At 74.8% G+C, this 21,914-nt stretch carries 26 protein-coding genes; 16 read left to right on the plus strand and 10 right to left on the minus strand.

Going from position 1 to position 21,914, the window contains the following annotated elements; translation table 11 throughout:
- The first annotated feature begins 2 nt into the window (after positions 1–2).
- Positions 3–590 carry an NUDIX hydrolase gene (locus KYT88_RS01065; protein WP_043583057.1) on the plus strand — a complete coding sequence of 196 codons (588 nt, stop codon included), beginning with the start codon at positions 3–5 and terminating at the stop codon, positions 588–590.
- Between the two features lie 9 nt (positions 591–599).
- On the opposite strand, the gene KYT88_RS01070 is transcribed toward KYT88_RS01065, so the two are convergent.
- Positions 600–1,607 carry a D-alanine--D-alanine ligase family protein gene (locus tag KYT88_RS01070; protein ID WP_043583059.1) on the minus strand — a complete coding sequence of 336 codons (1,008 nt, stop codon included), beginning with the start codon at positions 1,605–1,607 and terminating at the stop codon, positions 600–602.
- A 176-nt stretch (positions 1,608–1,783) separates the two neighbouring features.
- Between KYT88_RS01070 and KYT88_RS01075 the strand changes: the two genes are divergently transcribed.
- On the plus strand, positions 1,784–2,317 hold the full coding sequence (locus KYT88_RS01075) for a hypothetical protein (protein WP_043583061.1): 534 nt from the start codon (positions 1,784–1,786) through the stop codon (positions 2,315–2,317).
- Between the two features lie 83 nt (positions 2,318–2,400).
- Here the strand turns inward: KYT88_RS01075 and KYT88_RS01080 are convergent, their stop codons facing one another.
- A complete protein-coding gene (locus KYT88_RS01080) occupies positions 2,401–2,952 on the minus strand; it encodes a dihydrofolate reductase family protein (protein ID WP_043583063.1) in 552 nt (183 codons plus the stop codon).
- A gap of 228 nt (positions 2,953–3,180) precedes the next feature.
- Between KYT88_RS01080 and KYT88_RS01085 the strand changes: the two genes are divergently transcribed.
- The 9 genes from KYT88_RS01085 to KYT88_RS01125 all read left to right on the plus strand — a co-directional run bounded on the left by KYT88_RS01085 (position 3,181) and on the right by KYT88_RS01125 (position 10,931).
- A complete protein-coding gene (locus tag KYT88_RS01085) occupies positions 3,181–4,422 on the plus strand; it encodes a sugar ABC transporter substrate-binding protein (protein ID WP_043583065.1) in 1,242 nt (413 codons plus the stop codon).
- Positions 4,422–5,411: a carbohydrate ABC transporter permease gene (locus tag KYT88_RS01090; RefSeq protein ID WP_043583066.1), complete on the plus strand. Its 990-nt coding sequence runs from the start codon at positions 4,422–4,424 to the stop codon at positions 5,409–5,411. Before KYT88_RS01085 ends, KYT88_RS01090 begins: the two co-directional genes overlap by 1 nt.
- Positions 5,404–6,285, plus strand: coding sequence for a carbohydrate ABC transporter permease (locus tag KYT88_RS01095; protein WP_119374180.1), 882 nt, complete (start codon positions 5,404–5,406; stop codon positions 6,283–6,285). The genes KYT88_RS01090 and KYT88_RS01095 overlap by 8 nt, the downstream gene beginning before the upstream one ends.
- A gap of 88 nt (positions 6,286–6,373) precedes the next feature.
- Entirely contained in the window at positions 6,374–7,144 is a 771-nt protein-coding gene (locus KYT88_RS01100) for a ThuA domain-containing protein (protein WP_043583067.1), read from the plus strand.
- On the plus strand, positions 7,141–8,361 hold the full coding sequence (locus KYT88_RS01105; RefSeq protein ID WP_043583068.1) for a Gfo/Idh/MocA family protein: 1,221 nt from the start codon (positions 7,141–7,143) through the stop codon (positions 8,359–8,361). Before KYT88_RS01100 ends, KYT88_RS01105 begins: the two co-directional genes overlap by 4 nt.
- 20 nt (positions 8,362–8,381) lie before the next feature.
- Positions 8,382–9,695 (plus strand): ROK family transcriptional regulator, encoded by a 1,314-nt coding sequence (locus KYT88_RS01110; protein WP_043583069.1) that lies wholly within the window; start codon positions 8,382–8,384, stop codon positions 9,693–9,695.
- Positions 9,692–10,348: an HAD family hydrolase gene (locus tag KYT88_RS01115; RefSeq protein ID WP_043583070.1), complete on the plus strand. Its 657-nt coding sequence runs from the start codon at positions 9,692–9,694 to the stop codon at positions 10,346–10,348. The genes KYT88_RS01110 and KYT88_RS01115 overlap by 4 nt, the downstream gene beginning before the upstream one ends.
- A gap of 35 nt (positions 10,349–10,383) precedes the next feature.
- Positions 10,384–10,644 carry a hypothetical protein gene (locus KYT88_RS01120; RefSeq protein WP_043583074.1) on the plus strand — a complete coding sequence of 87 codons (261 nt, stop codon included), beginning with the start codon at positions 10,384–10,386 and terminating at the stop codon, positions 10,642–10,644.
- The gene (locus KYT88_RS01125; RefSeq protein ID WP_043583079.1) at positions 10,641–10,931 is read left to right on the plus strand and encodes a hypothetical protein; all 291 of its coding nucleotides are present in this window, start codon (positions 10,641–10,643) and stop codon (positions 10,929–10,931) included. Before KYT88_RS01120 ends, KYT88_RS01125 begins: the two co-directional genes overlap by 4 nt.
- Here KYT88_RS01125 and KYT88_RS01130 read toward each other — a convergent pair.
- Positions 10,918–11,913 (minus strand): hypothetical protein, encoded by a 996-nt coding sequence (locus KYT88_RS01130; protein WP_043583081.1) that lies wholly within the window; start codon positions 11,911–11,913, stop codon positions 10,918–10,920. The two genes, KYT88_RS01125 and KYT88_RS01130, sit on opposite strands and share 14 nt — an antisense overlap.
- Positions 11,914–12,096: 183 nt before the next feature.
- Here KYT88_RS01130 and aroQ point away from each other — a divergent pair, with 183 nt between their 5' ends.
- Positions 12,097–12,687, plus strand: a complete 591-nt coding sequence (aroQ, locus tag KYT88_RS01135) for a gamma subclass chorismate mutase AroQ (protein ID WP_043583239.1) — start codon at positions 12,097–12,099, stop codon at positions 12,685–12,687.
- 113 nt (positions 12,688–12,800) lie between these two features.
- On the opposite strand, the gene KYT88_RS01140 is transcribed toward aroQ, so the two are convergent.
- The 5 genes from KYT88_RS01140 to KYT88_RS01160 all read right to left on the minus strand — a co-directional run bounded on the left by KYT88_RS01140 (position 12,801) and on the right by KYT88_RS01160 (position 17,743).
- Positions 12,801–13,139, minus strand: a complete 339-nt coding sequence (locus tag KYT88_RS01140) for a YnfA family protein (protein ID WP_011931499.1) — start codon at positions 13,137–13,139, stop codon at positions 12,801–12,803.
- Positions 13,140–13,201: 62 nt separating this feature from the next.
- A complete protein-coding gene (locus KYT88_RS01145; RefSeq protein WP_043583083.1) occupies positions 13,202–13,693 on the minus strand; it encodes an FBP domain-containing protein in 492 nt (163 codons plus the stop codon).
- 234 nt (positions 13,694–13,927) lie between these two features.
- A complete protein-coding gene (locus KYT88_RS01150; RefSeq protein ID WP_043583086.1) occupies positions 13,928–14,377 on the minus strand; it encodes an MSMEG_6728 family protein in 450 nt (149 codons plus the stop codon).
- Between the two features lie 46 nt (positions 14,378–14,423).
- Positions 14,424–15,224, minus strand: coding sequence for a GNAT family N-acetyltransferase (locus KYT88_RS01155; RefSeq protein WP_043583241.1), 801 nt, complete (start codon positions 15,222–15,224; stop codon positions 14,424–14,426).
- Positions 15,225–15,229: 5 nt separating this feature from the next.
- On the minus strand, positions 15,230–17,743 hold the full coding sequence (locus KYT88_RS01160) for a glycosyl hydrolase family 95 catalytic domain-containing protein (RefSeq protein ID WP_051629166.1): 2,514 nt from the start codon (positions 17,741–17,743) through the stop codon (positions 15,230–15,232).
- 97 nt (positions 17,744–17,840) lie between these two features.
- Here KYT88_RS01160 and KYT88_RS01165 point away from each other — a divergent pair, with 97 nt between their 5' ends.
- The gene (locus tag KYT88_RS01165) at positions 17,841–18,431 is read left to right on the plus strand and encodes a P-loop NTPase family protein (protein ID WP_043583088.1); all 591 of its coding nucleotides are present in this window, start codon (positions 17,841–17,843) and stop codon (positions 18,429–18,431) included.
- Here the strand turns inward: KYT88_RS01165 and KYT88_RS01170 are convergent.
- Together KYT88_RS01170 and KYT88_RS01175 are read right to left on the minus strand one after the other, a co-directional pair.
- Positions 18,398–18,967 carry a hypothetical protein gene (locus KYT88_RS01170; protein WP_043583093.1) on the minus strand — a complete coding sequence of 190 codons (570 nt, stop codon included), beginning with the start codon at positions 18,965–18,967 and terminating at the stop codon, positions 18,398–18,400. The two genes, KYT88_RS01165 and KYT88_RS01170, sit on opposite strands and share 34 nt — an antisense overlap.
- A 17-nt stretch (positions 18,968–18,984) precedes the next feature.
- Complete coding sequence (locus tag KYT88_RS01175; RefSeq protein WP_237583731.1) at positions 18,985–19,956, minus strand: DMT family transporter; 972 nt, start codon at positions 19,954–19,956, stop codon at positions 18,985–18,987.
- A 33-nt stretch (positions 19,957–19,989) separates the two neighbouring features.
- On the opposite strand from KYT88_RS01175, the gene KYT88_RS01180 reads away from it, so the two are divergent.
- The 3 genes from KYT88_RS01180 (at position 19,990) to KYT88_RS01190 (ending at position 21,850) form a co-directional block, all read left to right on the plus strand.
- Positions 19,990–20,616 (plus strand): TetR/AcrR family transcriptional regulator, encoded by a 627-nt coding sequence (locus KYT88_RS01180; RefSeq protein ID WP_043583098.1) that lies wholly within the window; start codon positions 19,990–19,992, stop codon positions 20,614–20,616.
- Positions 20,613–21,110 (plus strand): HIT family protein, encoded by a 498-nt coding sequence (locus tag KYT88_RS01185; protein WP_043583099.1) that lies wholly within the window; start codon positions 20,613–20,615, stop codon positions 21,108–21,110. Before KYT88_RS01180 ends, KYT88_RS01185 begins: the two co-directional genes overlap by 4 nt.
- 71 nt (positions 21,111–21,181) lie before the next feature.
- Positions 21,182–21,850, plus strand: a complete 669-nt coding sequence (locus KYT88_RS01190; RefSeq protein ID WP_043583101.1) for an SDR family NAD(P)-dependent oxidoreductase — start codon at positions 21,182–21,184, stop codon at positions 21,848–21,850.
- Positions 21,851–21,914: the final 64 nt, after the last annotated feature.

Genomic DNA, 21,914 nt, shown 5'->3' on the forward strand with positions numbered 1-21,914 from the left:
GGATGAGCAGCGCGGACGCCCAGCCCGAACCCGAGCGCACCTGGGCCACGACCGCCCGCCGCGACCTCCACCGCGGCCGGGTCGTCCTCGTCGAGCACGACGTGCTGCTGCCCGACGGGTCCGCGTCGCGCTACGAGGTGGACGAGAGCGTGCCGTTCGCGGTCGCGACGCTCGTGATCGACGGCGACGCCGTGATCCTGTCGCGCCAGTACCGGCACCCGCTCGGCCGGTGGATCCTCGACCTCCCCGGCGGCGCGGGCGACGCCTCCGAGCACCCCGTCGACGCCGCCCGCCGCGAGCTCGAGGAGGAGCTCGGCCTCGTCGCGCCCGACCTCCACCCGTTGCGGACCTACGCGGTGAACCCCGGCCGCGCGTCCTGGCTCGTGCACGTCTTCGCCTGCACGACCCCGACCACCGCCGGCACCGCCGACCGCTCCGACCCGTCCGAGCAGGTGCGCCTCGTCCGCATGCCCGTCGCGGAGCTCGACGCGCTCATCGCCGCGGGCGGCATCGAGGACCCGACCCTGCTTATCGCCCGCGCGGCCGCCGCCGAGCAGGGGCTGCTGCCGCCCGTCGCACCGGCGGGATAGCGGGACCGGTCAGCCCGCGCGCCCCCGCAGCGCGACCCGCGCGATCCGCTCGCACAGGTCGGCGTACCCGACGCCGACGGCCGCCGCCGACTGCGGCAGGAGGCTCGTCGCGGTGAGGCCGGGGAGGCTGTTGGCCTCGATGATCCAGAGGACGCCGGAGTCGTCGAGGCGGAAGTCGGAGCGGCTGTACCCGGCGAGCCGGAGGATCCGGTGGGCGGCCAGCGCAGCCCCGCGCGCCTCCTCCGCGACCGCGTCGGGCAGGTCGGCCGGGAACGTCTCCGCGATCGCGCCCGCCTGGTACTTCGCGGCGTAGGTGAACGCCTCGTCCACCGGCACGCCGATCTCGCCGACCGCGAGCGCGTCGCCGTCGAGCACGCCGACCGTCAGCTCGCGGCCGCGCACGAACCGCTCGACCATCACGGTCCCGTGCCGCCGCGCCAGCTCGAGCGCGGCGGGCAGATCCGCGGCGGCGCGCACCACGGAGAGCCCGACGGTGGATCCCTGCCCGGTCGGCTTCACGACCACCGGGAACCCGAGCGCCGGCTCGACCGCATCCGGCTCCGGGTCGATCAGCCAGTCGGGCGTCCGCACGCCGCCGGCGCGCAGCAGCGTCTTGGCGACGTCCTTGTCCATCGCGAGCGCGCTGCCCAGGGAGCCGGAGCCCGTGAACGGGATGCCCGCGAGCTCGAGGAGCGCCTGCAGGCGGCCGTCCTCGCCGGATCCGCCGTGCAGCGCGAGGAACACCAGGTCGCTGTCGCGGAGGTCGGTCGGCAGGCGCAGCACCGCGCCGGATCCGCCCGCGCTCGCGGTGGCCAGCTCCGCGGAGGTCGGCGGGCGGAGGCCGACGTCGGGCGTGAGGATCCGCGTCTCGGCGGAGGCGTCCAGCGCCCCGCGCGCGGTGTCGACCGCGACCACATCGTGCCCGAGCGCCCGGAGCGCCGGGACGACCTGCGCGGCGCTCGCGATGGAGACGTCGCGCTCCTCGCTCTCGCCGCCGAAGAGCACAGAGATCCGCATCCCGCGACCCTATCGGCGGCCCGCCCGTCCCCGTCGAGGCTCGGGCCCGACCTCCGGTGCGCCACCTACCCCCTCTTCACCAGACGTTCGTCTGGCTGACCGATGCGAGCACGGTCGCGGCCCTACCGTCGTCCCGCGGGTCGCCGCCCGCATCCCCCACCCGATCGGAGAACCCCGTGCACGCTCGCACCACCGCTCCTCGTCCGCGCCGCACCCGCGTCGCCCTGGCCGCCCTCGTCATCGCGGGCTCCGCGCTCGTCGGCGTCGGCACCGCACCCGCCGCGCAGGCGTCCGCCGCCCCCGTCGCCGCACCGGCTTCCGCGACCACCGTCGACTACGGGACCGCATCCGCCGCGCCCGCCGGCGATCCGTCCGCATCCGCATGGCGGCCCGACCGCATCACCCTGCACCTCGAGACGCAGATGTTCCGTCGCGGGTTCGTGGTCACCTCCGTCCTCCTCCAGGGGCCGAGCCCGGAGAACGGACGACCGGGCTGGTCGCGCTGCGTCGACCTGCCGCAGTCGGGCCAGGACCGGTGGGTCGGGCTCGACGTGCGCGTGTACCGCGGCAGCTACCGGGCGACGGCGTACAACGACTTCGCCTGCTCGCCCGAGTCCGCGTACGTCGGCTCGATCGGCTACATCGACACCCATGTCTTCCGCAACTGGGCCGTCTACACGTCGCGCAACCCGAAGCCGACCCTGCACTAGCCGCCCGCCGCGCTCGCCCGACGCCCCCGATGCCGCATCGGGGGCGTCGCGCGCGTCCGGCCGGCGTCCGCGCGGCGAGCTGATCAGCCGGCGGCGCGCAGCGCGTAGGTGAGCAGCGCGTTGCCCGCGCTCGTGATCTCCGAGCGCCGCAGCTCCAGCCGCGTCACCGGATCGCTCGGCTCGAACAGGCGGCGGCCGGCGCCCGCGACGACCGGGTGGATCATCAGGGTCAGCTCGTCGAGCACGCCCGCGAACAGCAGCTGGCGCACGAGGGAGATGCTCGCGAAGACGCCGATGTCGCCGCCGTCCGTGCGCTTCAGCTCCGCGAGGGCGTCCACGACGTCACCCTCGATCAGGGTCGCGTTCCAGTCGAGCCCGCCGGTGAGGGTCCGTGACGCGACGAGCTTCTCGATCGGGTTGATGAACGCGCCGAAGGCGTCGTCCGCGGGCGCCGCCGGCCAGTACGAGGACCAGTCCTCGTAGCCGCGCCGCCCGAGCACGGCGGTGGTCACCGTCTCCATGAGACGGGTCATCCCGGCTCCGAGCTCGGCGTCGAAGCTGTCGAACTGGAACAGGTTCGGCGCCTCCACGACGCCGTCGACGGACGTGAACAGGCCTGCGGTGAGTCGTCTCACGGGCTCCTCCTCGAGCTTGCGGGTGTGGTCGCCATGATCCGCGCTGTCGTCCGCGGCGTCTACGGGCGCGTCGAGCGCATCTGCGGTTAACCGCTTTACAGGCATGGTGGCGCGGTGTTAGCGTCGCCGCCATCGGGTCAGCGACGACGCCACCGGATGCGTGCGAGCTGCGGATCACGGCGTCGTCGCGCCCCGGATCCACCGCCACCTCAAGGAAGAGACCACGCGATGTCCCCTCGATCCGCCGCCGCCCGCCGCCGCCTCGTCGGCGCCGCCGCCCTCGCGGCCACCGTCCCCCTCGTGCTCGCCGGCTGCTCCGGCGGCGGGGGAGGCGGATCCTCGTCCGGCGGTGATCCGACGACGGTCAACGTCACCGACTACTACAACGAGGGCAACGACGACGCCGTCATCGGCGACACCCTCACGAAGTGCGGCGAGTCGCTCGGCGTCACCATCAAGCGCACGTCGATCCCGGGCTCGAGCCTCATCCAGAAGGTGCTGCAGCAGGCGTCGTCCAAGACGCTGCCCGACGTGCTGATGCTCGACAACCCCGACCTGCAGCAGATCGCCGCGACCGGCGCGCTCGCCCCGCTCGAGGACTTCGGCATCTCCACCGACGGCTACGCGAAGGGCGTCGTCGACGCGGGCACCTACGAGGGCAAGACGTACGGCCTCGCGCCCACCGTCAACACGATCGCGCTGTTCTACGACAAGCAGATGCTGGCCGACGCCGGGATCCAGCCGCCCACCACGTGGGACGAGCTGAAGACCGCGGCCGCCGCGCTCAAGGACGGCGACCGCTACGGCATCGCGATGGACGCCAACGCCACCTACGAGGGCACCTGGCAGTTCCTGCCCTTCATGTGGTCGAACGGCGGCGACGAGAAGGACATCGCCACCCCCGAGACCGCGGAGGCGCTCCAGCTCTGGACCGACCTCGTGAAGGACGGCTCGGCGTCGCAGAGCGTCGTCAACTGGACCCAGTCCGACGTCAACGACCAGTTCATGGCCGGCAAGACGGCGATGATGATCAACGGCCCGTGGCAGATCCCCGCGCTCACCGAGTCGGGCGTCGACTACGGCATCGCGAAGCTCCCCGCTCCCGAGGCCGGTGGCACCGCCGTCGCCCCGCTCGGCGGCGAGGTGTGGACCGTGCCGCAGACGGGCGACAAGGAGAAGCAGGCGACGGCCGCGAAGGTCGTCGAGTGCCTCAACTCCGACGAGAACCAGCTCGACATGGCCACCAAGCGCTTCACCATCCCGTCGAAGACGGCCGTCGCGACCGCGTTCGGCCAGCAGGTGCCCGCGGAGCAGGTGTTCGTCGACCTCGTCGCCGACGCCCGCGCGCGCACCGGCGAGCTCGGGGCCGAGTGGCCGAAGGCCGCCACGAAGATCTACACGGCCGTGCAGTCGGCGCTCACCGGGCAGTCGTCGCCGGAGGACGCGCTGAAGAACGCCGAGCAGGGCTGATGGCGACGACCGCCGTCCCCGCCCGCCCGACCGCGCAGGCGGCCGGGCGGGCCCGGGGCGCCGGGGACGCCGCCGTCGCGCGGGGTCCCGTGCGCCGCCGTCCCCGCTTCCGGTGGGAGCGCTTCTTCCAGGTGATGTTCCTGGTGCCGGCGGTCGTCTACCTCGTGCTCTTCTTCGGCTTCCCCGTCGTGAAGAACATCGTCATGAGCTTCCAGGAGTACACGACGACCACCTTCTACACGGGCGAGGCGCCGTGGGTCGGGTTCGCGAACTACGCGTCGGTGCTCTCGTCGGGGATCTTCTCGACGGCGCTGCTCAACACGTTCCTGTTCACGGCCGGGTCGATCGCCGGGCAGTTCGTGATCGGGCTCGTGCTGGCGCTGTTCTTCCGCCGGTCCTTCCCGCTCAACGGCCTGCTGCGGGCGCTGCTGCTCCTGCCGTGGCTGCTGCCGCTCATCGTCTCGAGCGCGGTGTGGAAGTGGATCCTCGACCAGGACTCCGGCGTGCTCAACCAGGCGCTCCTCGGCTCGGGCCTCGTGCAGGACCCGGTGCCGTGGCTCACGAGCCCGGCCTTCGCGCTGATCACGGTGATCGCCGTGAACGTCTGGATCGGGATCCCGTTCAACACGACGATCCTCTACGGCGGCCTGCAGGACATCCCGCCCGAGCTGTACGAGGCCGGATCCCTCGACGGGGCCACCGGCTGGCGCGGGTTCAGGTACATCACCTGGCCGCTGCTCCGTCCCGTGGTGGGCGTCGTGCTCGTGCTCGGCGTGGTCTACACGATCAAGGTGCTCGACATCATCCTCGGCCTCACGAACGGCGGGCCCGCGAACTCGACGCAGACCATCGCGACGCAGTCGTACACGCTCTCGTTCCAGCAGTTCGACTTCGGGTCGGGTGCCGCCCTCAGCAACATCCTCATCGCCATCTCGGCGGTGTTCGCGGTGGTCTACCTCCGCGCGAACAGGAAGGCCGTCGATGACTGACACCGCCGAGCGCCTCGCGCGACCCGCGCCGCGCCGCCTGCCGCACCCGGTCGGCTCCCGCCGCCCGCGCGCCGACCGCAGCTGGATCGGCACGGTCGTCGGGATCCTGCTGCTCGCCGTGATGCTGTTCCCCGTCTACTGGATGGTCAACATCTCGCTGCAGCCCGCGGGACCGGCGATCCAGGCCGCGTGGTTCCCGTTCGAGGCGCAGTTCGACGGCTACGCGACCGCGCTCTCGGAGCAGGGCCGGGCGCTCGGCACGAGCCTCGTGATCGCGCTCGGCAGCGTGGTGCTCAGCCTCGCCGTCGCGACCCCGGCGGCGTACGCGCTGGCGCAGTTCCCGTTCCGATGGATCGACGTGGTGCTGTTCGGGATCCTCATCTCGCAGATGATCCCCGGCATCGTCGTCGCGAACGCGCTCTACGCCGCGTACAACGACCTCGGGCTGCTCAACTCGATCCCGGGCCTGATCCTCGCGGACTCCACGGCGGGCATCCCGTTCGCGATCCTCATCATGCGGGCGTTCATGGCGGGCATCCCGCCGTCGATCATCGAGGCCGCGAAGGTGGACGGCGCCGGGGACTTCCGGGCCTTCCGCTCGATCGTCCTGCCCGTGAGCGTCAACGCCGTGATCACGGCCGGGCTCTTCACGTTCCTCTTCACCTGGAGCGACTTCCTCTTCGCGCTGACGCTCACGACGACCGACGACGTGCGCCCCATCACGCTCGGGATCTACCAGTACATCGGGACGTACACCGCGGACTGGAGCACGGTGATGGCGACGGCGGTGCTCGCGTCGCTGCCGGCGATCGTGCTGCTCCTCGCGGCGCAGCGCTTCATCGCGGCGGGTGCGACGGGCGGCGCGGTCAAGTGATCCGGCCCGTCAGCATCCGGGCGCCCGACCCCGACGCGGCCCGCGCCCCATCCGACCCTCCGCACGACCCCTCCGAGAGAGAGACAGCATGACCGACACCGCATCCCCGCTCCGCGTCACCGTCTGGGGCGAGAACCGCCACGAGCAGATCGAGCAGCACGTCCGCGACCGCTACCCGACCGGGATGCACGGCGCCGTCGCCGAGGGCGTGCAGGAGAACCTGCCCGAGGCGCACGTCGAGGTCGCGACCATGGACCAGCCCGAGCACGGCCTCACCGAGGAGCTGCTCGCCCGCACCGACGTCCTCACCTGGTGGGGCCACGCGGCCCACGCCGAGGTGGACGACGAGATCGTCGCGCGCGTGCACCGCCACGTGCTCGACGGGATGGGCCTCATCGTGCTGCACTCCGGGCACTGGTCGAAGATCTTCACGAAGCTGATGGGCACCACGTGCACGCTCCGCTGGCGCAGCGAGCACGACCGCGAGCTGGTGTGGACCGTGAACCCGCAGCACCCCATCACGCGCGGGGTGCCGAACCCGATCGTCATCGACGAGCAGGAGATGTACGGCGAGTACTTCGACGTTCCCACGCCCGACGAGCTGGTCTTCATCTCGGGCTTCACGGGCGGCGAGGTGTTCCGCAGCGGCATGACCTACCGCCGCGGCTTCGGCCGGATCTTCTTCTTCTCGCCCGGCGACCAGGACTTCCCCGTGTACCACCACCGCGACGTCCGCCGCGTGATCGCGAACGCGTGCGAGTGGGCGCGGCCCGACCGCCGCGAGACGCCCACGCTGCTGCGCTACGAGCTCGGCGAGTACTACGACGGCACCGACTACGCCGGGGCACTCGAGCGATGACGGCCATCGAAGAGCGCACGGGCCCGGCTCACCGGATCGTCGCGCCCGCCGACGGCGCGCGCCTGCGGGTCGTGCAGGTCGGCGCCGGCGGCATGGGACGGCAGTGGCTGCAGACCATCGCGGAGGATCCCGACGTCGAGCTCGTGGGCGTGGTCGACCTCGACGAGGAGGCGGCTCGGGCGGGCGCGTCCGCGCACGGGGCGTCGGCCGAGGCGTCCACCGACCTCGGCGAGCTCATCGCGCGCGTGCGACCGGATGCGGTTATCGACGTCACGATCCCGCGCGCCCACCACCCCGTCACCACGCAGGCGCTGTTCGCGGGGATCCCCGTGCTCGGCGAGAAGCCCGTCGCGCTGACGGTCGCCGAGGGGCTGTCGCTCGCGGCGGCAGCGGAGATCACGGGCGAGCTGTTCATGGTCAGCCAGTCGCGCCGGTACAACGACCACCTCGTCGCCCTCAAGCGGCGGGCGGCCGACCTCGGCGGCGTCGGCATCGTCACGACGGAGTTCTTCAAGGCGCCGCGCTTCGGCGGGTTCCGCGAGGAGATGGACGACGTGCTCCTGCTCGACATGGCCGTGCACCAGTTCGACGCGGTGCGGTACCTGCTCGACGCGGATCCCGTGAGCGTCTACTGCGAGTCGTACGACCCGGCGTGGAGCTGGTACCGCGGCGACGCGGGCGCCACCGCGGTCTTCGCGTTCGAGGGCGGCGTGCGCTACGTCTACACGGGCAGCTGGTGCAGCCCGGGCGCGGAGACGTCGTGGAACGGATCCTGGCGGCTGAGCGGCGCGCACGGCACCGCGCTCTGGGACGGCGACCACGACCCGACGAGCGAGATCCCGGACGCACCAGGCGGCCCGCCCGCGGAGCCCGCCCCGGAGGAGTCGGTGGGCGTGGAGATCGCCGGCTCGCTGCGCGCCTTCGTCCGCGCGCTCCGCACGGGCGAGCGACCGCACGGCGAGGTGCACGGCAACGTGATGAGCCTCGCGATGGTCGAGGCGGCGATCGAGTCCAAGGACACGGGCCGACGGCTCGTGATCGACGACGTGCTGGAGCGCGCCCACGCGACCGCGCTCGCCGACGAGCGGCGCGACGACGTGCGCGCGCGGCTCGAGGCGTGGCGCGAGCGCGGGGTGCGGGAGGCGCTCCAGGGGCCGTCGACGTCCGCGGGCGTCGTGGGCGCCGCGGCCGTCGCCCGCCCGGCCGCCGCCGGGTAGCCTCGTCGGGTGGGGATCCAGTGACCGGCGACGAGGCGGGCGACGCCGCGCGCGCGCCCGAGCTGCCAGCCCCGGTCCCGGGCCCCGCCCGGTCCGTCCCCCTCGCGCCGGATCCCCGCTCCCGCGGCACCACGCCCGACCACGTCCGCCGCTCCAACCTCGCGACCGTCCTCCAGATCGTGCACGAGACCGGCCCCGCGTCCCGCTCCGAGCTGACGCGCGAGACGGGCCTCAACCGATCCACCATCGCCGCGCTCGTGGGCGAGCTGCAGGAGCTCGGCCTCGTCGTGGAGTCCGAGCCGCCCGGCACCAACCGCGTGGGCCGGCCGAGCCCCATCGTCTCCGCGGATCCGCGCGTGGTCGTCTTCGCCGTGAACCCCGAGATCGACGCCGTGACGGTGGGGCTCGTCGGCCTCGACGGCGTGGTGCAGGAGCGCGTGCGCCGCGACACCGACGGCGTGCCCACCGCCGCGCAGGCCGCCGAGCTCGCCAGCACGATCATCGCCGAGCTGCGGGCGGACCTCCGCGCCACCCGGCCCGACGCGCGCGTGCTCGGCATCGGCGTCGCGGTCCCCGGCCTCGTCCGCTTCGACGGCGGGCTCGTGCGCCTCGCGCCGCACCTCGGCTGGGTCGACGAGCCGTTCGCCGCGCTGCTCGCCGAGGCCACCGGGCTGCCGGCGCTCGCCGCCAACGACGCGAGCCTCGCGGCCGTCGCCGAGGGGCGGTTCGGATCCGGCCGGGATGTCGACGACCTCGTCTACCTCAACGGCGGCGCGTCGGGCGTCGGCGGAGGCGTGCTCATCGGCCGGCGCCCGTTCGGCGGCGCGGAGGGCTACGGCGGCGAGCTCGGCCACACCCTCGTCGACTCCGGCGGCGAGCTCTGCCACTGCGGCGCGGTCGGCTGCCTCGAGACCACGGTCGGCCAGGACGCGCTGCTCGCGGTCACGGGCCTCGAGCGCGCCCGCGCCGACGAGCTGGGCGAGGTGCTCGCGGCGGCGCTCGCGGCGGGGGATCCGGCCGTCACCGCCGAGGTCGAGCGGCAGATCGACAACCTGGCGGTCGCGCTGCGCAACGTCGTCAACATCTTCAACCCGTCGCTCGTGGTGCTCGGCGGGTTCCTCGGATCGCTGCACGCGGCGGATCCCGACCGCATCCTCGCCCGCGCCACGGCCCAGGCGCTCCCGGGCGCGCGCGAGGCCCTGCGCATCCGCCGCGCTGCCCTCGGCCCCGACCGCCTCATGATCGGCGCGGCCGAGCTGGCCTTCGCCCGCGTGCTCGTGGATCCGTCCGCCGTGATGCGCGCCGCCGCCGACGCGGAGCGCACGACGGCGTGAGCGCACCGGTCGACCTCGTGATCCTCGACTGCGACGGCGTGCTCGTCGACAGCGAGGTGCTCGCCGTCGAGGTCGACAAGCGCGTCCTCGCCGAGCTCGGCTGGGACATCACGACGGAGGAGATCGTCGAGCGCTTCGTCGGGAAGTCGCACGCGACGTTCACGGCGGAGGTCGCCGCGCACCTCGGCCGCGACCTCGCCGACGACTGGGATGCGCCCTACGTGCACTGGTACGCGGATGCCTTCGCGGCGCACCTGCGCCCGGTCGACGGGATCGCGGATGCGCTCGACGCCATCGCCCTGCCGACGTGCGTGGCGTCCAGCGGCGGGCACCCCAAGATCCGCGCGAACCTCGCGCGCACGGGCCTGCTCCCGCGCTTCGACGGTCGGATCTCGAGCGCCACGGAGGTCGCGCACGGCAAGCCCGCGCCCGACCTCTTCCTCCTGGCGGCGTCGCGCATGGGCGTGGATCCCGGGCGCTGCGTCGTCGTGGAGGACAGCCCGTACGGCGTGCAGGGTGCGCTCGCCGCGGGCATGCGCGCGCTGGGCTACGCGGGCGGGCTCACGCCGGCCGACCGCCTGCGCGACGCCGGTGCCCTCGTCTTCGACGACATGCGCGACCTGCCGCGGCTGCTGCGCGACCTCGCGGCCTAGGCCGGACGAGCGCCGGCGCGCCTAGGCTGGATCCCATGACGACCCCGACCCCGGGGCCCGCGCCGGAGCGCCGGCGCCGCATCTCGCTCCTCCTCCTCGCCGGCGTGTTCGCGTTCATCGCCGTGGCGAACGCCGTGCGGGCCGCCATCGACGGGACCGCGGGCGCGAGCTGGGTCGTCGCCGGCCTGTTCGCCCTCGGGGCGATCTGCTTCCTCGCCGCCCACCTCGTCGAGCGTCGGGCGGCCGCGCGCGACGGCGGCACGCGCGGCGACGGATCCCCTCGCGTGCGGGGATGACGGCCGCGTCGCGCGCCCGCTGGAGCGCCGCCGCCGCGGTGCTGCTCGTCGTCGGCGCGCTCGCGATCGGCGTCTGGTCGGGCACGTGCGTCGACTACGCGGCCTTCCCGGGGGAGTGCACGTCCGAGCCGGCCCTCGGCTGGCCCGGCGCGATCCTCGCGGCCGTCGTCTGCGCCGCCGCCGCTGTCCTGTGCCTCCGCCGCGCGGCCCGGCGGGGCGTCCCTCGCGGCGGTGCGGCCGCCGATCGTGACCGGTCGGCCGACGAGGATCCGGTCACCCCGCTCTGACGGCCCGCCGCCGCACCAGGCGGACGACGAGCGCGCCGAGGATCCCGACCAGGACCAGCACCGCGAGCTCCGGCAGGACGCGCGTCCACGGGCCGAGGGCCGCGACGAAGACTGCGCTCGCGAAGTCGGCCAGCTCGAGCGGGTAGCGGAGGAGGGCGCGGGAGCCGAGCGCCGAGGTCACGCCTGTGACGGCGGCCTGCCCGAGCCAGAGGAGGACGGCCGCGAGAACCGCGCCGACGATGCGGCCGACGCTGCGGAGCCCCGTCGCGGCGATGGCGAGGCCGAGCACGACCGATGGGATCCAGCGCGCGACGACGAGCAGGGTCGTCCCGGGTGGCCGGACGAAGCCCTCGACGGGCGGGACGGCGCCCAGGATCCACGCACCCATCAGCACCGCGGGCAGGGCGACCGCGACCACGGCGACCCCGGCCGGCGCGAGCGCCAGGAGGAGGGCGACGACCGCGGCCACGAGGATCGCGGCGATCGTGCCCGCGACGAACGCCACGAGGTAGACCTGCGCCTCGCTGATGCCGGCACCCGTGCGGTCGACGCCGGCCGGCTGCGGGTCGTCGACGCCGAGCCCGTCCGCCGTGACCGCCGCGGTCTGCACGAGCGCGACGACCTGCACGAGGAGCAGCCCCGCGAGCACCAGCCAGGCGCCCGCGCGGGGGAGCCGCGGCCGTAGCAGGCGCGCGGCGGTGCCGGCGATGCCGCCGCCGACCACGATGACCGCGGCCAGCAGCCCGGCCGTGTACGGGTCGAAGGGCAGCAGCGCGATCGGCATGTCGGCCGCGGACGCGACATCCTCCGCCCACAGGTCCGTCGGCAGCACGCGCACCCCGGCGATGATCCACGGCAGCAGCCCGAGCACCGCGGCGGCGATGCCGACGACCAGGGCGAGGAGCGCGCCGCGCACGCCGGGGATCGCACGATCCGCGGGCCGGTCGAGGGTCGTGCCGGGCGCGGTGTCGGGCGTCGTCATCCGCCCACGCTAGCGACGCGGTCGTCGCGGGCGCGCGCCCCCGATCGGGACGGCCTGTGCACTCCGGGGTCCGCCCGGGCGCGTCGTCTGCCTATGCTCGCGGCACCCGACCGACCGACCCGATCGCCTGACCCGATCGCCGCGCCCGACCCCATCCGCCCGCTCCTGAAGAACGGATCCGCCATGCCCCGCCGTGCCCTCCTCACCACGTCCGCGTTCGCCGTCACCCTCGCCGCGCTCCTCGGCGCGGCCGCCCCCGCCCAGGCGTGCCCGCGCGACCCGGCGGAGCAGCAGGCGGTCACCGCCGTCGCGTCCGCCGCGCTCGACCGCCTCGAGATCGCCGACGACGTGGCCGCGTCGAAGTACCTGTCGGGCAAGGCCGTGGCGGATCCCGCGCGCGAGCAGGCCGTCGTCGACGCGACGATCGCCGCCGCGAAGGCCGACGGGGTCGACCCGGTCGCCGCCGAGCGCATCATGCGGGCGCAGATCACCGCGAGCAAGCAGGTGCAGAACGCGCTCATCGCCTACTGGCGCGCGAACCCCGCGCAGGCGCCGACGACCGCGCCCGACCTCACCACGAGCGTCCGCCCGCGCATCAACGCGGTGGATGCGCGCCTCGTCCCGGCCATCGGCGCCGCGTCCGCCGCCCTCGCCGACCCGGCGTGCGGCCACCTCGTGAAGGACGCCCGCGGCGAGCTCGGCCAGGGCCTCGACGACGCGCACCGCAAGGCCTTCCGCACGGCTCTCGCGACCGTCTGCACTCCGGAGTCCTGAGCCGCCCCACCGACCCGGTCGGGCCAGCTGCCCCGATGCGCTGACCCGGCCGACCCACGTGACGCGCGCGTCCGCCCACAGAGGCGGACGCGCGCGTCTGCGCGTGGTCCGCGTCAGGCGCCCTGCCCGCGCGGGCCGAACATGATCACGGCGACGCCGAGCAGGCAGACGACGGCGCCGATCACGTCCCACCGATCCGGACGGTAGCCGTCCACGACGGCGCCCCAGACGAGCGAGCCCGCGACGAACACGCCGCCGTAGGCCGCGAGGATCCGCCCGAACGACGCGTCCGCCTGCAGCGACGCGATGAAGCCGTACGCGCCGAGCGCCATGACGCCGAGCCCGGCCCACCACCAGGGCCTGCCCTCGCGCACCGCCTGCCAGACGAGCCACGCGCCGCCGATCTCGGCGACCGCGGCGAGGGCGAACAGGATCACGGTGCGCAGCAGCATGCTCCGAGCATGGCGGAGCCGGACGCGGATGCGGACGCGCGGGTCGGTCCGTCGGGCCGCCGTCAGGCGGTCGATGCGATGTCCGCCGCGAACGCCGCCACCCGGTTCCGCAGGTCGTCGATGAGCTGGGCCGTGGCCGCCGCGGGGTCGAAGCCGAGGTAGGGGATCGGCCGGGGCTTCCGCACGTTCGCGTTGCACTCGAAGTCGGTGCAGACGAGCGTGCCGACGGTGTTGCCGTTGCGGCCGGCCGCGCCTGCCCGCCGCGCGCCGTAGAACACGACCGGGTTCGGCAGGCGCACGTCCTGGCACCACGTGCACTGGGCGCGGGATCGCGGCGCGGTCGCGGACTGCTGCAGCAGCACGCCGATCAGCTCGTCGCCGACGGGCGCGACGACGATGCCGCGCTGCGGCGCCTTGGGGTCGCGCCAGCCGAGGAAGTCGAGGCGGTCCCAGGCGAGGTCGGCGAAGCCCTCGGGGAGGTGGATGTCGCGCTTCTCGCGCTGCGAGGCGTTGACGAGGGAGTCGCGGATGTCGGATTCGGTCAGGGGGAGCATGTGGTGCCCTTCGTGCGGGGTCGCGGCGGTGCCGCGGGAACGGGTGTCGGGGGTGCGGCCGGATCCTCGGGATCGACGGCGCGCCGGGTGCGGCCGGCCCTCGCGGGGCACGGCGACGGATCCGGTGGCTACCTGGTGCCGACGGACGTGCCGCCGACGACCTCCCCACGCCCCGAGGGCGCCGTGCTGCTCGTGATGCTCACGCGGCAACGGTACCCCGGGCGGGGGAATCGATCACGCGCTGGCGACCGGCCACACGTAGTCGAGGTCGTCCGGATCCCCCGGGAACGCCGGCCGGTACAGATCCGGCGCCTTCGCCAGCAGCTTCGAGCGGTGGGAGAGGTGCAGCTCCGCGCGGCCCCACCACGGCGGCCGGACGATGCGGCCCTCCGAGTAGGCCGCGAGGTCCGCCGGCACCTCGGCGATGATCGCGAGCGTCTTCTCGAAGCACGTGTCGGCGAACCCGCGCCGCATCCACTCGGCGCACGTCGCCTCCTGATACTCCATGAGCGCGGGGCGGTAGCCGCGCCACATGCGCGTGACGGGGTGGCTCTGCCAGCCGTAGCCGGCGACCGTCACGGCCTTCATCACCTGCAGCGTCTCGACGCGCTGCTTCCCGAGCCGCTTGTCGTCGAGCACGGCCATGCTCGCGTCGAGCTCGGGGTAGGGGAGGAACGTCTGCACCCGGCCAGTCAACTCCGACGGGCGCGGGGAGGCCGGCGCGGAGCGGTCAGCGCGACCAGGCGTACGGCGTGGTCGTGGAGCAGGCGATGAGGCCGGAGCGCTCGAGGATCGGGCGGGAGTAGTCGGTCGAGTCGCTGTGCATCAGGGTGCGGCCGGCCGCGAGGGCCGAGCGCGCGCGGGCCGCGGTGAGGGCGCGGTAGATGCCGCGGCCGCGCCACTCCGGCAGGGTCGCGCCGCCCCAGAGGCCGGCGAAGTCGGATCCCGCGACGGGCTCGAGCCGCCCCGCGGAGACGATCCGCCCGTCGGCCTCGGCCACCCAGAGCTCCATGCCGTCGTCGAGCCGGAGGCGGCGGAGGATCGCGTCGGCGTGGTCGGAGGAGACCTGGTCGCCGAAGACCTCGTCCTGCATGGCGCTCATCGCCCGCACGTCGGCCTCCGCGGTGATGCGCCGGAGCGTCACGCCCGCGGGCAGCGGCACGTCGACCGCGAGCGTCCGGGCCTCGCCCAGCATGATCGACTCGCGCTCCTCGGGCACGAAGCCGTTCTCCCGCAGGATCCCGTCGAGCCCGGGCGCGTGGTCGTGTCCGCGGGTCTTCCACTCCACGGTCGTGATCGCGGGGTCGTCGCGGAAGCGCGCGAGCGCGGCGGGGACGAGCTCCCGCAGGCCGGCCTCGTCGAGGCCGCCGAGGTCGGCGTACGTGATGAAGCCGCGTCCGCCGAGGAAGACGATGAGGCGCAGCGGTCCGAGCAGCCGCACGTCGAGCGCGCTCGGCGTCTCGGCGTCGGTGCGGAGCTGGGCGTCGTAGGCGGCGAGGAGGGCGGCGGCGGATCCGGCGGCGGGGGTCACGGGGTTCACCGTACGGGCTCGTGCAGCCACGCGAGGTCGACGCGCACGGCGTCCTCGCCGAACGCGATGCGCTCGGCGGCGTGGTGCTCGCGCCCGTCCACGCGCACCGACGCCGCCCGCGGCAGCCGCAGCGCAGTCCCGCCCGCGGGCGCCAGCCACTCCGCGCCCGGCACGCGCCGCACGACGAGCGAGGCGCCGTCGGCATCCCAATCGAGCCGGTCGACGACCAGCCCGCCGCGCGCGCGGAGCCCGGTGGCGGATCCTCGCGCCCACGCCGCCGGCAGCGCAGGGAGGACCGCGAGCGCGGCGGCATCGGAGCCGAGCAGCATCGCCGCGACGAGCGCGGGCAGGCCGCCGCTCGCGTCGAGGTTGAAGAGGCGACCGGCGTCGTGGCGGCTCGTGAGGGCGGGGCTCCAGTGGTCGACGGCGAGCCACTCCACGCACGTGAGCGCCGCCTCGCCGTCGCCGAGGGCCGCGGCCGCGAGCCCCACCTGCACCAGGCCGAACGCCATGCCCATGCGGCCGGGCGGCGGGGTCGGATCCTCGGCGCGCCAGGCGATCTTGGCGGCGACGGTCCGCGCGGCCGCGGCGCGGAGGCGGACGGACTCGTCCCCGTCGCCGACGAACGCCGGATCGATCTCGTCCCAGAGCGGGTGGAGCTGCGAAGCGTGGCGGTGCTGGATCCGCTCCGGCCAGCGCGGATCCAGCCACTCGGCGAGCGTGCCGTCGTCGGCCACCCGGTAGGGCGGCAGGTCGCGGATCACGGCGGCCCAGCGCGCGTCGAGCGAGGAGTCGCCGCGGGCCCGGCCGAGCAGGGCCGTGGCGCGGGCGGCGTCGCGGAGGATCGCGACGTCCATGGTCGCGTCGGTCGCGGCCGGGACGCGCTCGCCGGCGGGCGTGTTCTCGGGCGAGTAGGAGGGGACGAGGCGGCGCACCCCGTCGACCAGCACGGTGGCTGTCTCGGCGAAGCGCAGCACGCCCTCGGCGAGCTCCCACAGCCGGTCGTCGACGATGCCGCGGTCGCCCGTGGTGGCGACGGCGTCGGCGGCGACGCGGAGGATCCAGCCGCCGCAGCCCTGCCAGAACGGCATCGGGTAGTCGGCGTCGAAGTGGTCAGCCCGGCCGTGCGTGGACATGCGCGCGGGCAGCAGCATCCCCTCGGCGCCGTGGACGCGGCGCGCGTTCTCGCGGAAGTCGTCGAGGTGGGGGAGCACCAGCTCGAGCAGCGTGCGCGCGAGCTCGGGCGTGCCGGTGGGGATCAGGCTCGCGATGCCGCCGTTCTGCACGTTGCCATCGAGCGTGTAGTCCGCCGACCAGGCCGGGCGCCAGGTGCCCTGCCACACGCCCTGCAGCGTGGCCGGCAGCTCGCCGGTGGAGGAGATGATCGCCGCGCGCCCGCTGAGGTACGCGATCTCGACGACGCGGCGGCGGGCGGCGGGGTCGCCCGCGCGGGCGGCGGCCCAGATGTCCTCGGTGGTGGGGCGGGGGTCCGCGTCCGCGTCGCGCGCGGGCGCCTGGCCGTGGAGGTCGAGGGCGGATGCGGCGACGAGCCGGCCGTGCGTCGCGCGCTGGGCGTCGCGCAGGTCGTCCCATGCGGGCGTCGTCGCCGGAGTGGCGTCGGGCGTCGGTGCCGCGGATGCGGGTCCGACGGCCACCGCGAGGCGCAGCAGCGGGGTCGCGCCCGGGCCGGTGCGGACGATCGTGCGCGCGGATCCGCCGTCGACGTCCCACGCGCCGCTCGCGTCGCCCGCGCCGCTCGTGCCGCCCGTGCCCAGCGCGTCGACCGCCGTGACCGACCGCAGCGCGTCATCGCCCGCGCCGGCCTCGGCCGTGAGGATCCCGCGCGCACCGCCCGCGACGGACGCGCGCACCGCCGCGGAGGCGTCGGGCCCGCCCGTGTGCAGCGCCGTCGTGTCTCCCGCGCCGAGGCCGAGCTCGACGGCCGTCACGGAGTCCCGGTCGGACTCGAGCGCCAGCCAGCAGGCGGATCCGTCGCGCGGCGCGACGAGGCGCAGCGCGTGCCGGCCGCCCGCGAGATCCGTCCACGAGATCGCGGACTCGCCGCCGGCCGGGTCCATGGTGCGACGCATGTCCGCCACGCCACCCGGCGTGCGGATCACGAGGGTCGCGCAGATGCCCAGCGGATCCGTCCAGACGAGGTCGTCGCCGTAGCCGCTGTCGCGCGCGCCCGCCATGAGCTCGGCGCTTGCCGTGTCGGGGTCGCCCGCGAGGAGGGCGCGGCGGATCGCGTCGAGTCGGGGCCGGAGGTCGGGCGCGTGCGGCCGCGGGTTCACCGGCGGGAACCAGCGCTCGTGCGCGAGGGAGACGGTGATCGCGTCGGCCGGCCCGTGCGCGACGGCGCCGACGCGCCCGCTGCCGACGACGATCCCCTCCTCCCAGGTCGGCGCCGCGGTCGCGGTCGTGAATGAGTGGGTGAGGTGCGCGTCGTCGCGCGAGATCGAGCGGATGATCGGGTCCTTCCGGTCGGTCGGTCGGCCGTGCGTCGTGGGCGGTACCACGGTAGCGAGCGGCGCCGCGGCGGCGGGCGGGCCGTCCCGGGCGGAGGGCGGGGGCGGATCCCGACGGCGCCCTCCCCGCTCGCCCTAGGATCGCGGGATGCTCGGACCTCTCCAGCGCCTCGATCCCCCCGCCCGGCGCATCCTCATCGGCGCGCCGGCGGGAGCGGGCAAGACCACGCTGGCCCGGCGGATCCAGCAGCGCACGGGCCTCCCGCACACCGAGATGGACGCCCTCTTCCACGGTCCCGACTGGACCGAGCTGCCCACCTTCCGCGACGACGTCGAGGCCTTCTCGTCGCGCGACGCCTGGGTCGCCGAGTGGCAGTACACGACGCAGCTCGGGCAGCTGCTGCCGTCGCGCGCCGACACCCTCGTCTGGCTCGACCTGCCCGTGGCGGTGCAGATGGGGCGGCTGATCCGCCGCACGGTCGTCCGCCGCTGGCGCCGCGAGCGGCTGTGGCACGGCAACGTCGAGCCGCCGATGCGCACCGTCCTCACCGATCCGGACCACATCGTCCGCTGGGGGTGGCGGGGGCGCGCGAAGACGCGGAAGCGCGTCGTGCTCGCGGCCGTCGAGCACCCGCACCTCCGGATCGTGCGGCTGCGGTCGACCCGCGAGGTCGACGTGTGGTTGCGCGGGCTGCCGGGCGCGGGTCAGCCGCCCGTGCCGCCGTCCGCCGCGGGGTAGAGGTCGCTGCAGCTGAGGCCGATCGGACCGGGGCCGTCCATCGTCAGGGGCGGGAACGACTCCAGCGGTGGCGCGGCGGAGACCATGTCGGATCCGTTGACCGCCGCCCAGATGGTGCCGGCGAAGTCCTCGCGCGTCGGATCCTGGTCCGTCGCCCACAGCGCCACGAACCGCTCCGGCTGCACGCCGTCCTCGATCGGCGGCACCACCTGCCCCGCCAGGGTCCAGACCTTCTGGTCGTCGTCCCAGACGGTCTCGAGACCGTCGAGCTGGAGGTCCGGATAGGGCCCCGGATCCGCCGCGATGCTGGCGTTGACGGCCGCGAGCGCGGCGGGGGAGGCGTCCGCGCAGTCCGTGACGCCGCCCGCGTCGGGGTCGGCCGTCGGCGTCGGCGTCGCGACGGACGTCGGCAGGTTGATCGGCGGCTCCTCCGGCGCGAGCCCGCCCGCCCCGCCGGGCACCGCGCACCCGCTCAGCGTGAGGACGGCGGCGGCGCACAGTCCCGCCCAGGCGACGGTCGTCCGCGGAGCGCTCATGCCCCGACGCTAGGGGGTCACGCGGCGCGGACGGAGGGCTCGCGGCGATCCGCACCCGGACTGGGGTGGTCCGCGTCGGACGCCGCGCCCGCCCGCCGCCCCTCCGTCACCAGCACCGCCGCCACGCCCGCGCCGCACAGCACGAACCCCGCGAGCGTGACCGGCGTGATCCGCTCCCCGAGCAGCAGCGCGCCCGCTGCCGCGGTCGTCGGCGCGACCAGGAACAGCAGCGCGTTGAGCGCCGTGATCCCGACCCGCTCGAGCAGCCACCAGTACAGGCCGTAGGCGCCGAGGGTCGGCACGAGCGCGGCGACAACTGTCGTGATCCAGAACACGGCATCCGCGGGCGGCACCAGCGTCCCGGTCGCGACCGCGGCCACCACGAGCGCCACCGTCGTGACGTCGACGTGCACGGTCAGCGTCACGAGCGCGGGAGGCCGTCCGTGCGAGCGGCGCTCGAGGAACGTCCCCGCGACGAGGCACGCCATCGCCGCCGCGGGAAGCAGGTAGGCGACCGGATCCGCGTCCGCCGCCCCCGCCTGCGACCGCACCACGAGCACCACGCCGACGGCGCCGAGCGCGAGCCCGGCCCACTGGGCGCCGCGCACGCGCAGCCCGAGCAGCGGCCCGACGAGCGTCGCGACGACGAGCGGCTGCACCGCGTCGATGAGCGCCGTCGTGCCGGTCGCGATGCCCGCGCCGATCGCCGCGTACACGAACGCGCAGTAGCCGAGCTGCGCGAACGCGCCGATGAGCGCCTGCCGCCCGAGCGTCCGCGGCGCGATCCCCCGGGCCGCGCCGGTCGCGCCGACGAGCCCCACGAGCAGCACGGCGAGCGGCGCGAACCGCCAGACGAGCAGCGTCGTCGCGGGCACCTCGACCGTGCCGACGGCCGCGATGAGGAACCCCGAGCTCCACGCGAGCACGAACCCGGCGGCCGCCACGACGGTCACGAGCGGTCGAGGTAAACCGATCTGTCTACTGCGCATGGGCCCGACTATACAGAACGGTATAGTCGGCGTGTGAAGACCCCCGTCCCCGACCTCGCCGCGCTCACCCCCGGCGCCCGTCGCGTGCTCGACGCGGCGTCCGAGCTCTTCTACGCGCGGGGGATCCACGTGGTCGGCGTCGACGCGATCGCCGCGGCCGCGGGCGTCACCAAGAAGACGATCTACGACCGCTTCGGCTCCAAGGAGCAGCTGGTGGTCGCGTACCTGCAGCACCGCGACGCGCGCTGGCGCGAGCACCTCGCGGCGCGGCTCGCGGGCACGCCGGAGCCCGGGATCGACCGGGTGCTCGCGGTGTTCGACGCGGCGATCACGTGGGCCGTCGCGAACACGCCCAAGGGCTGCAGCGCGATCAACGCGCGCGCGGAGCTGGGCGCGGGCCACCTGGGCGACGAGGAGGACGGCCATGACGTGCTCCCCGAGGTGATGCGGCAGAAGGCGTGGCTGCACGAGCTGCTGCGCGACCTGTGCCGCGAGGCCGGGATCCCGGATGCGGCGTCCACCGCCCGAACGCTGATGCTCGTCTACGAGGGCGGCCTGGTGACGCTCGGCATGGGCACCTTCGCGCACCCGATGGCGGTCGCGCGCGATGCGGCGCGCGCGCTGCTCGAGGCGTCGTCGTCGATGGGAGCGGGACGGTGAGCGAGGAGGCGCCCTGCCCCTTCTGCGCGCTGCTCCGCGACGAGCCGCTGGTCGCGCCGCTGCCGCAGGACGTCGTCGCCGAGCGCGATCGCGCGGTCGCCGTCATCGCGCCGCGCTGGTGGCCGCGCAATCGCGGGCATGCCCTGGTGATCCCGCGGGCCCACGTCCGCGACCTCTACTCCGTGACGCCCGACGACCTCCACGCCGTGATGGACCTCGTGCAGGAGGTGGCCGTGGCGATGCGCGCGGCGTACGGCTGCGCGGGCATCTCGATCCGGCAGCACAACGAGTCGGCGGGCGGACAGGACGTGTGGCACCTCCACGTCCACGTCTTCCCGCGCGCGGAGGGCGACGACCTGTACGGATCCGCGCCGCTGCCCGGCTTCGCGTCGCCCGAGGAGCGCCTGCCGTTCGCGCGCCTGCTGCGCGAGGAGCTGTCCGCTCGTCGGCGGGGAGATCCTGAGACCCGGACGCCGCAGCCCGACCCGGCCTAGCGTCGGAGGCACGAGCCGAGCGCGCACCCGACGCCCGGCCGCCCATCCGTCCGATCCGCAGGAGGAGAACCATGACCACCATCGCCATCGTGGGGGCCGGTGCCGGCCTCGGCGCCGCCGTCGCCCGCCGCTTCGGAGCCGAGGGCTTCGCCGTCGCGCTCATCTCCCGCAGCCAGGAGCGCGTCGACGAGCTCGCGCGCACCCTCGCCGACGAGGGGATCACCGCCCGCGGGTACGTCGCGAACGTCCGCGACCACGCGGCGCTCGCCGCCGCGCTCGACCGGGCGGCGCAGGAGCTCGGCCCTGTCGAGGTGCTCCAGTACAGCCCGCTGCCGCAGAAGGAGTTCCTGCGGCCGGTGCTCGAGACCACCCCCGGCGACCTCGTCGGCGCGTTCGAGTTCTCCATCCAGGCGCCCGTCGCCGCGGTGCACCAGGTGCTGCAGGGCATGCGCGTGCTCGGCCGCGGGACCGTCCTCTTCATCAACGGCGGCACCGCCGTGCAGCCGCTGCCGAAGTACGCCGGCACGTCCATCGCCTTCGCGGGCGAGAGCGCCTACGGGCAGATGATCCACGAGGCGCTCGCCGGCGACGGGATCCACGTGGGCCAGCTGATCATCCCGGGCGCGATCATCCCGGGCCACGAGAAGAAGGACCCCCGGGTCCTCGCGGACACGCTCTGGTCCATGCACGAGGAGCGCGGCGACTTCCGCCGCTTCGCCGCCGACATGGACGACGAGTAGGCAGCGACCGGTCGCGTGAGTCGCCCTGACGGGGGCCTGCGCGATCGACGCCCGGCTGGGATGC

Origin of the sequence: Clavibacter sp. A6099 (assembly GCF_021919125.1) — a bacterium.
Taxonomy (GTDB): Bacteria; Actinomycetota; Actinomycetes; order Actinomycetales; family Microbacteriaceae; genus Clavibacter; species Clavibacter seminis.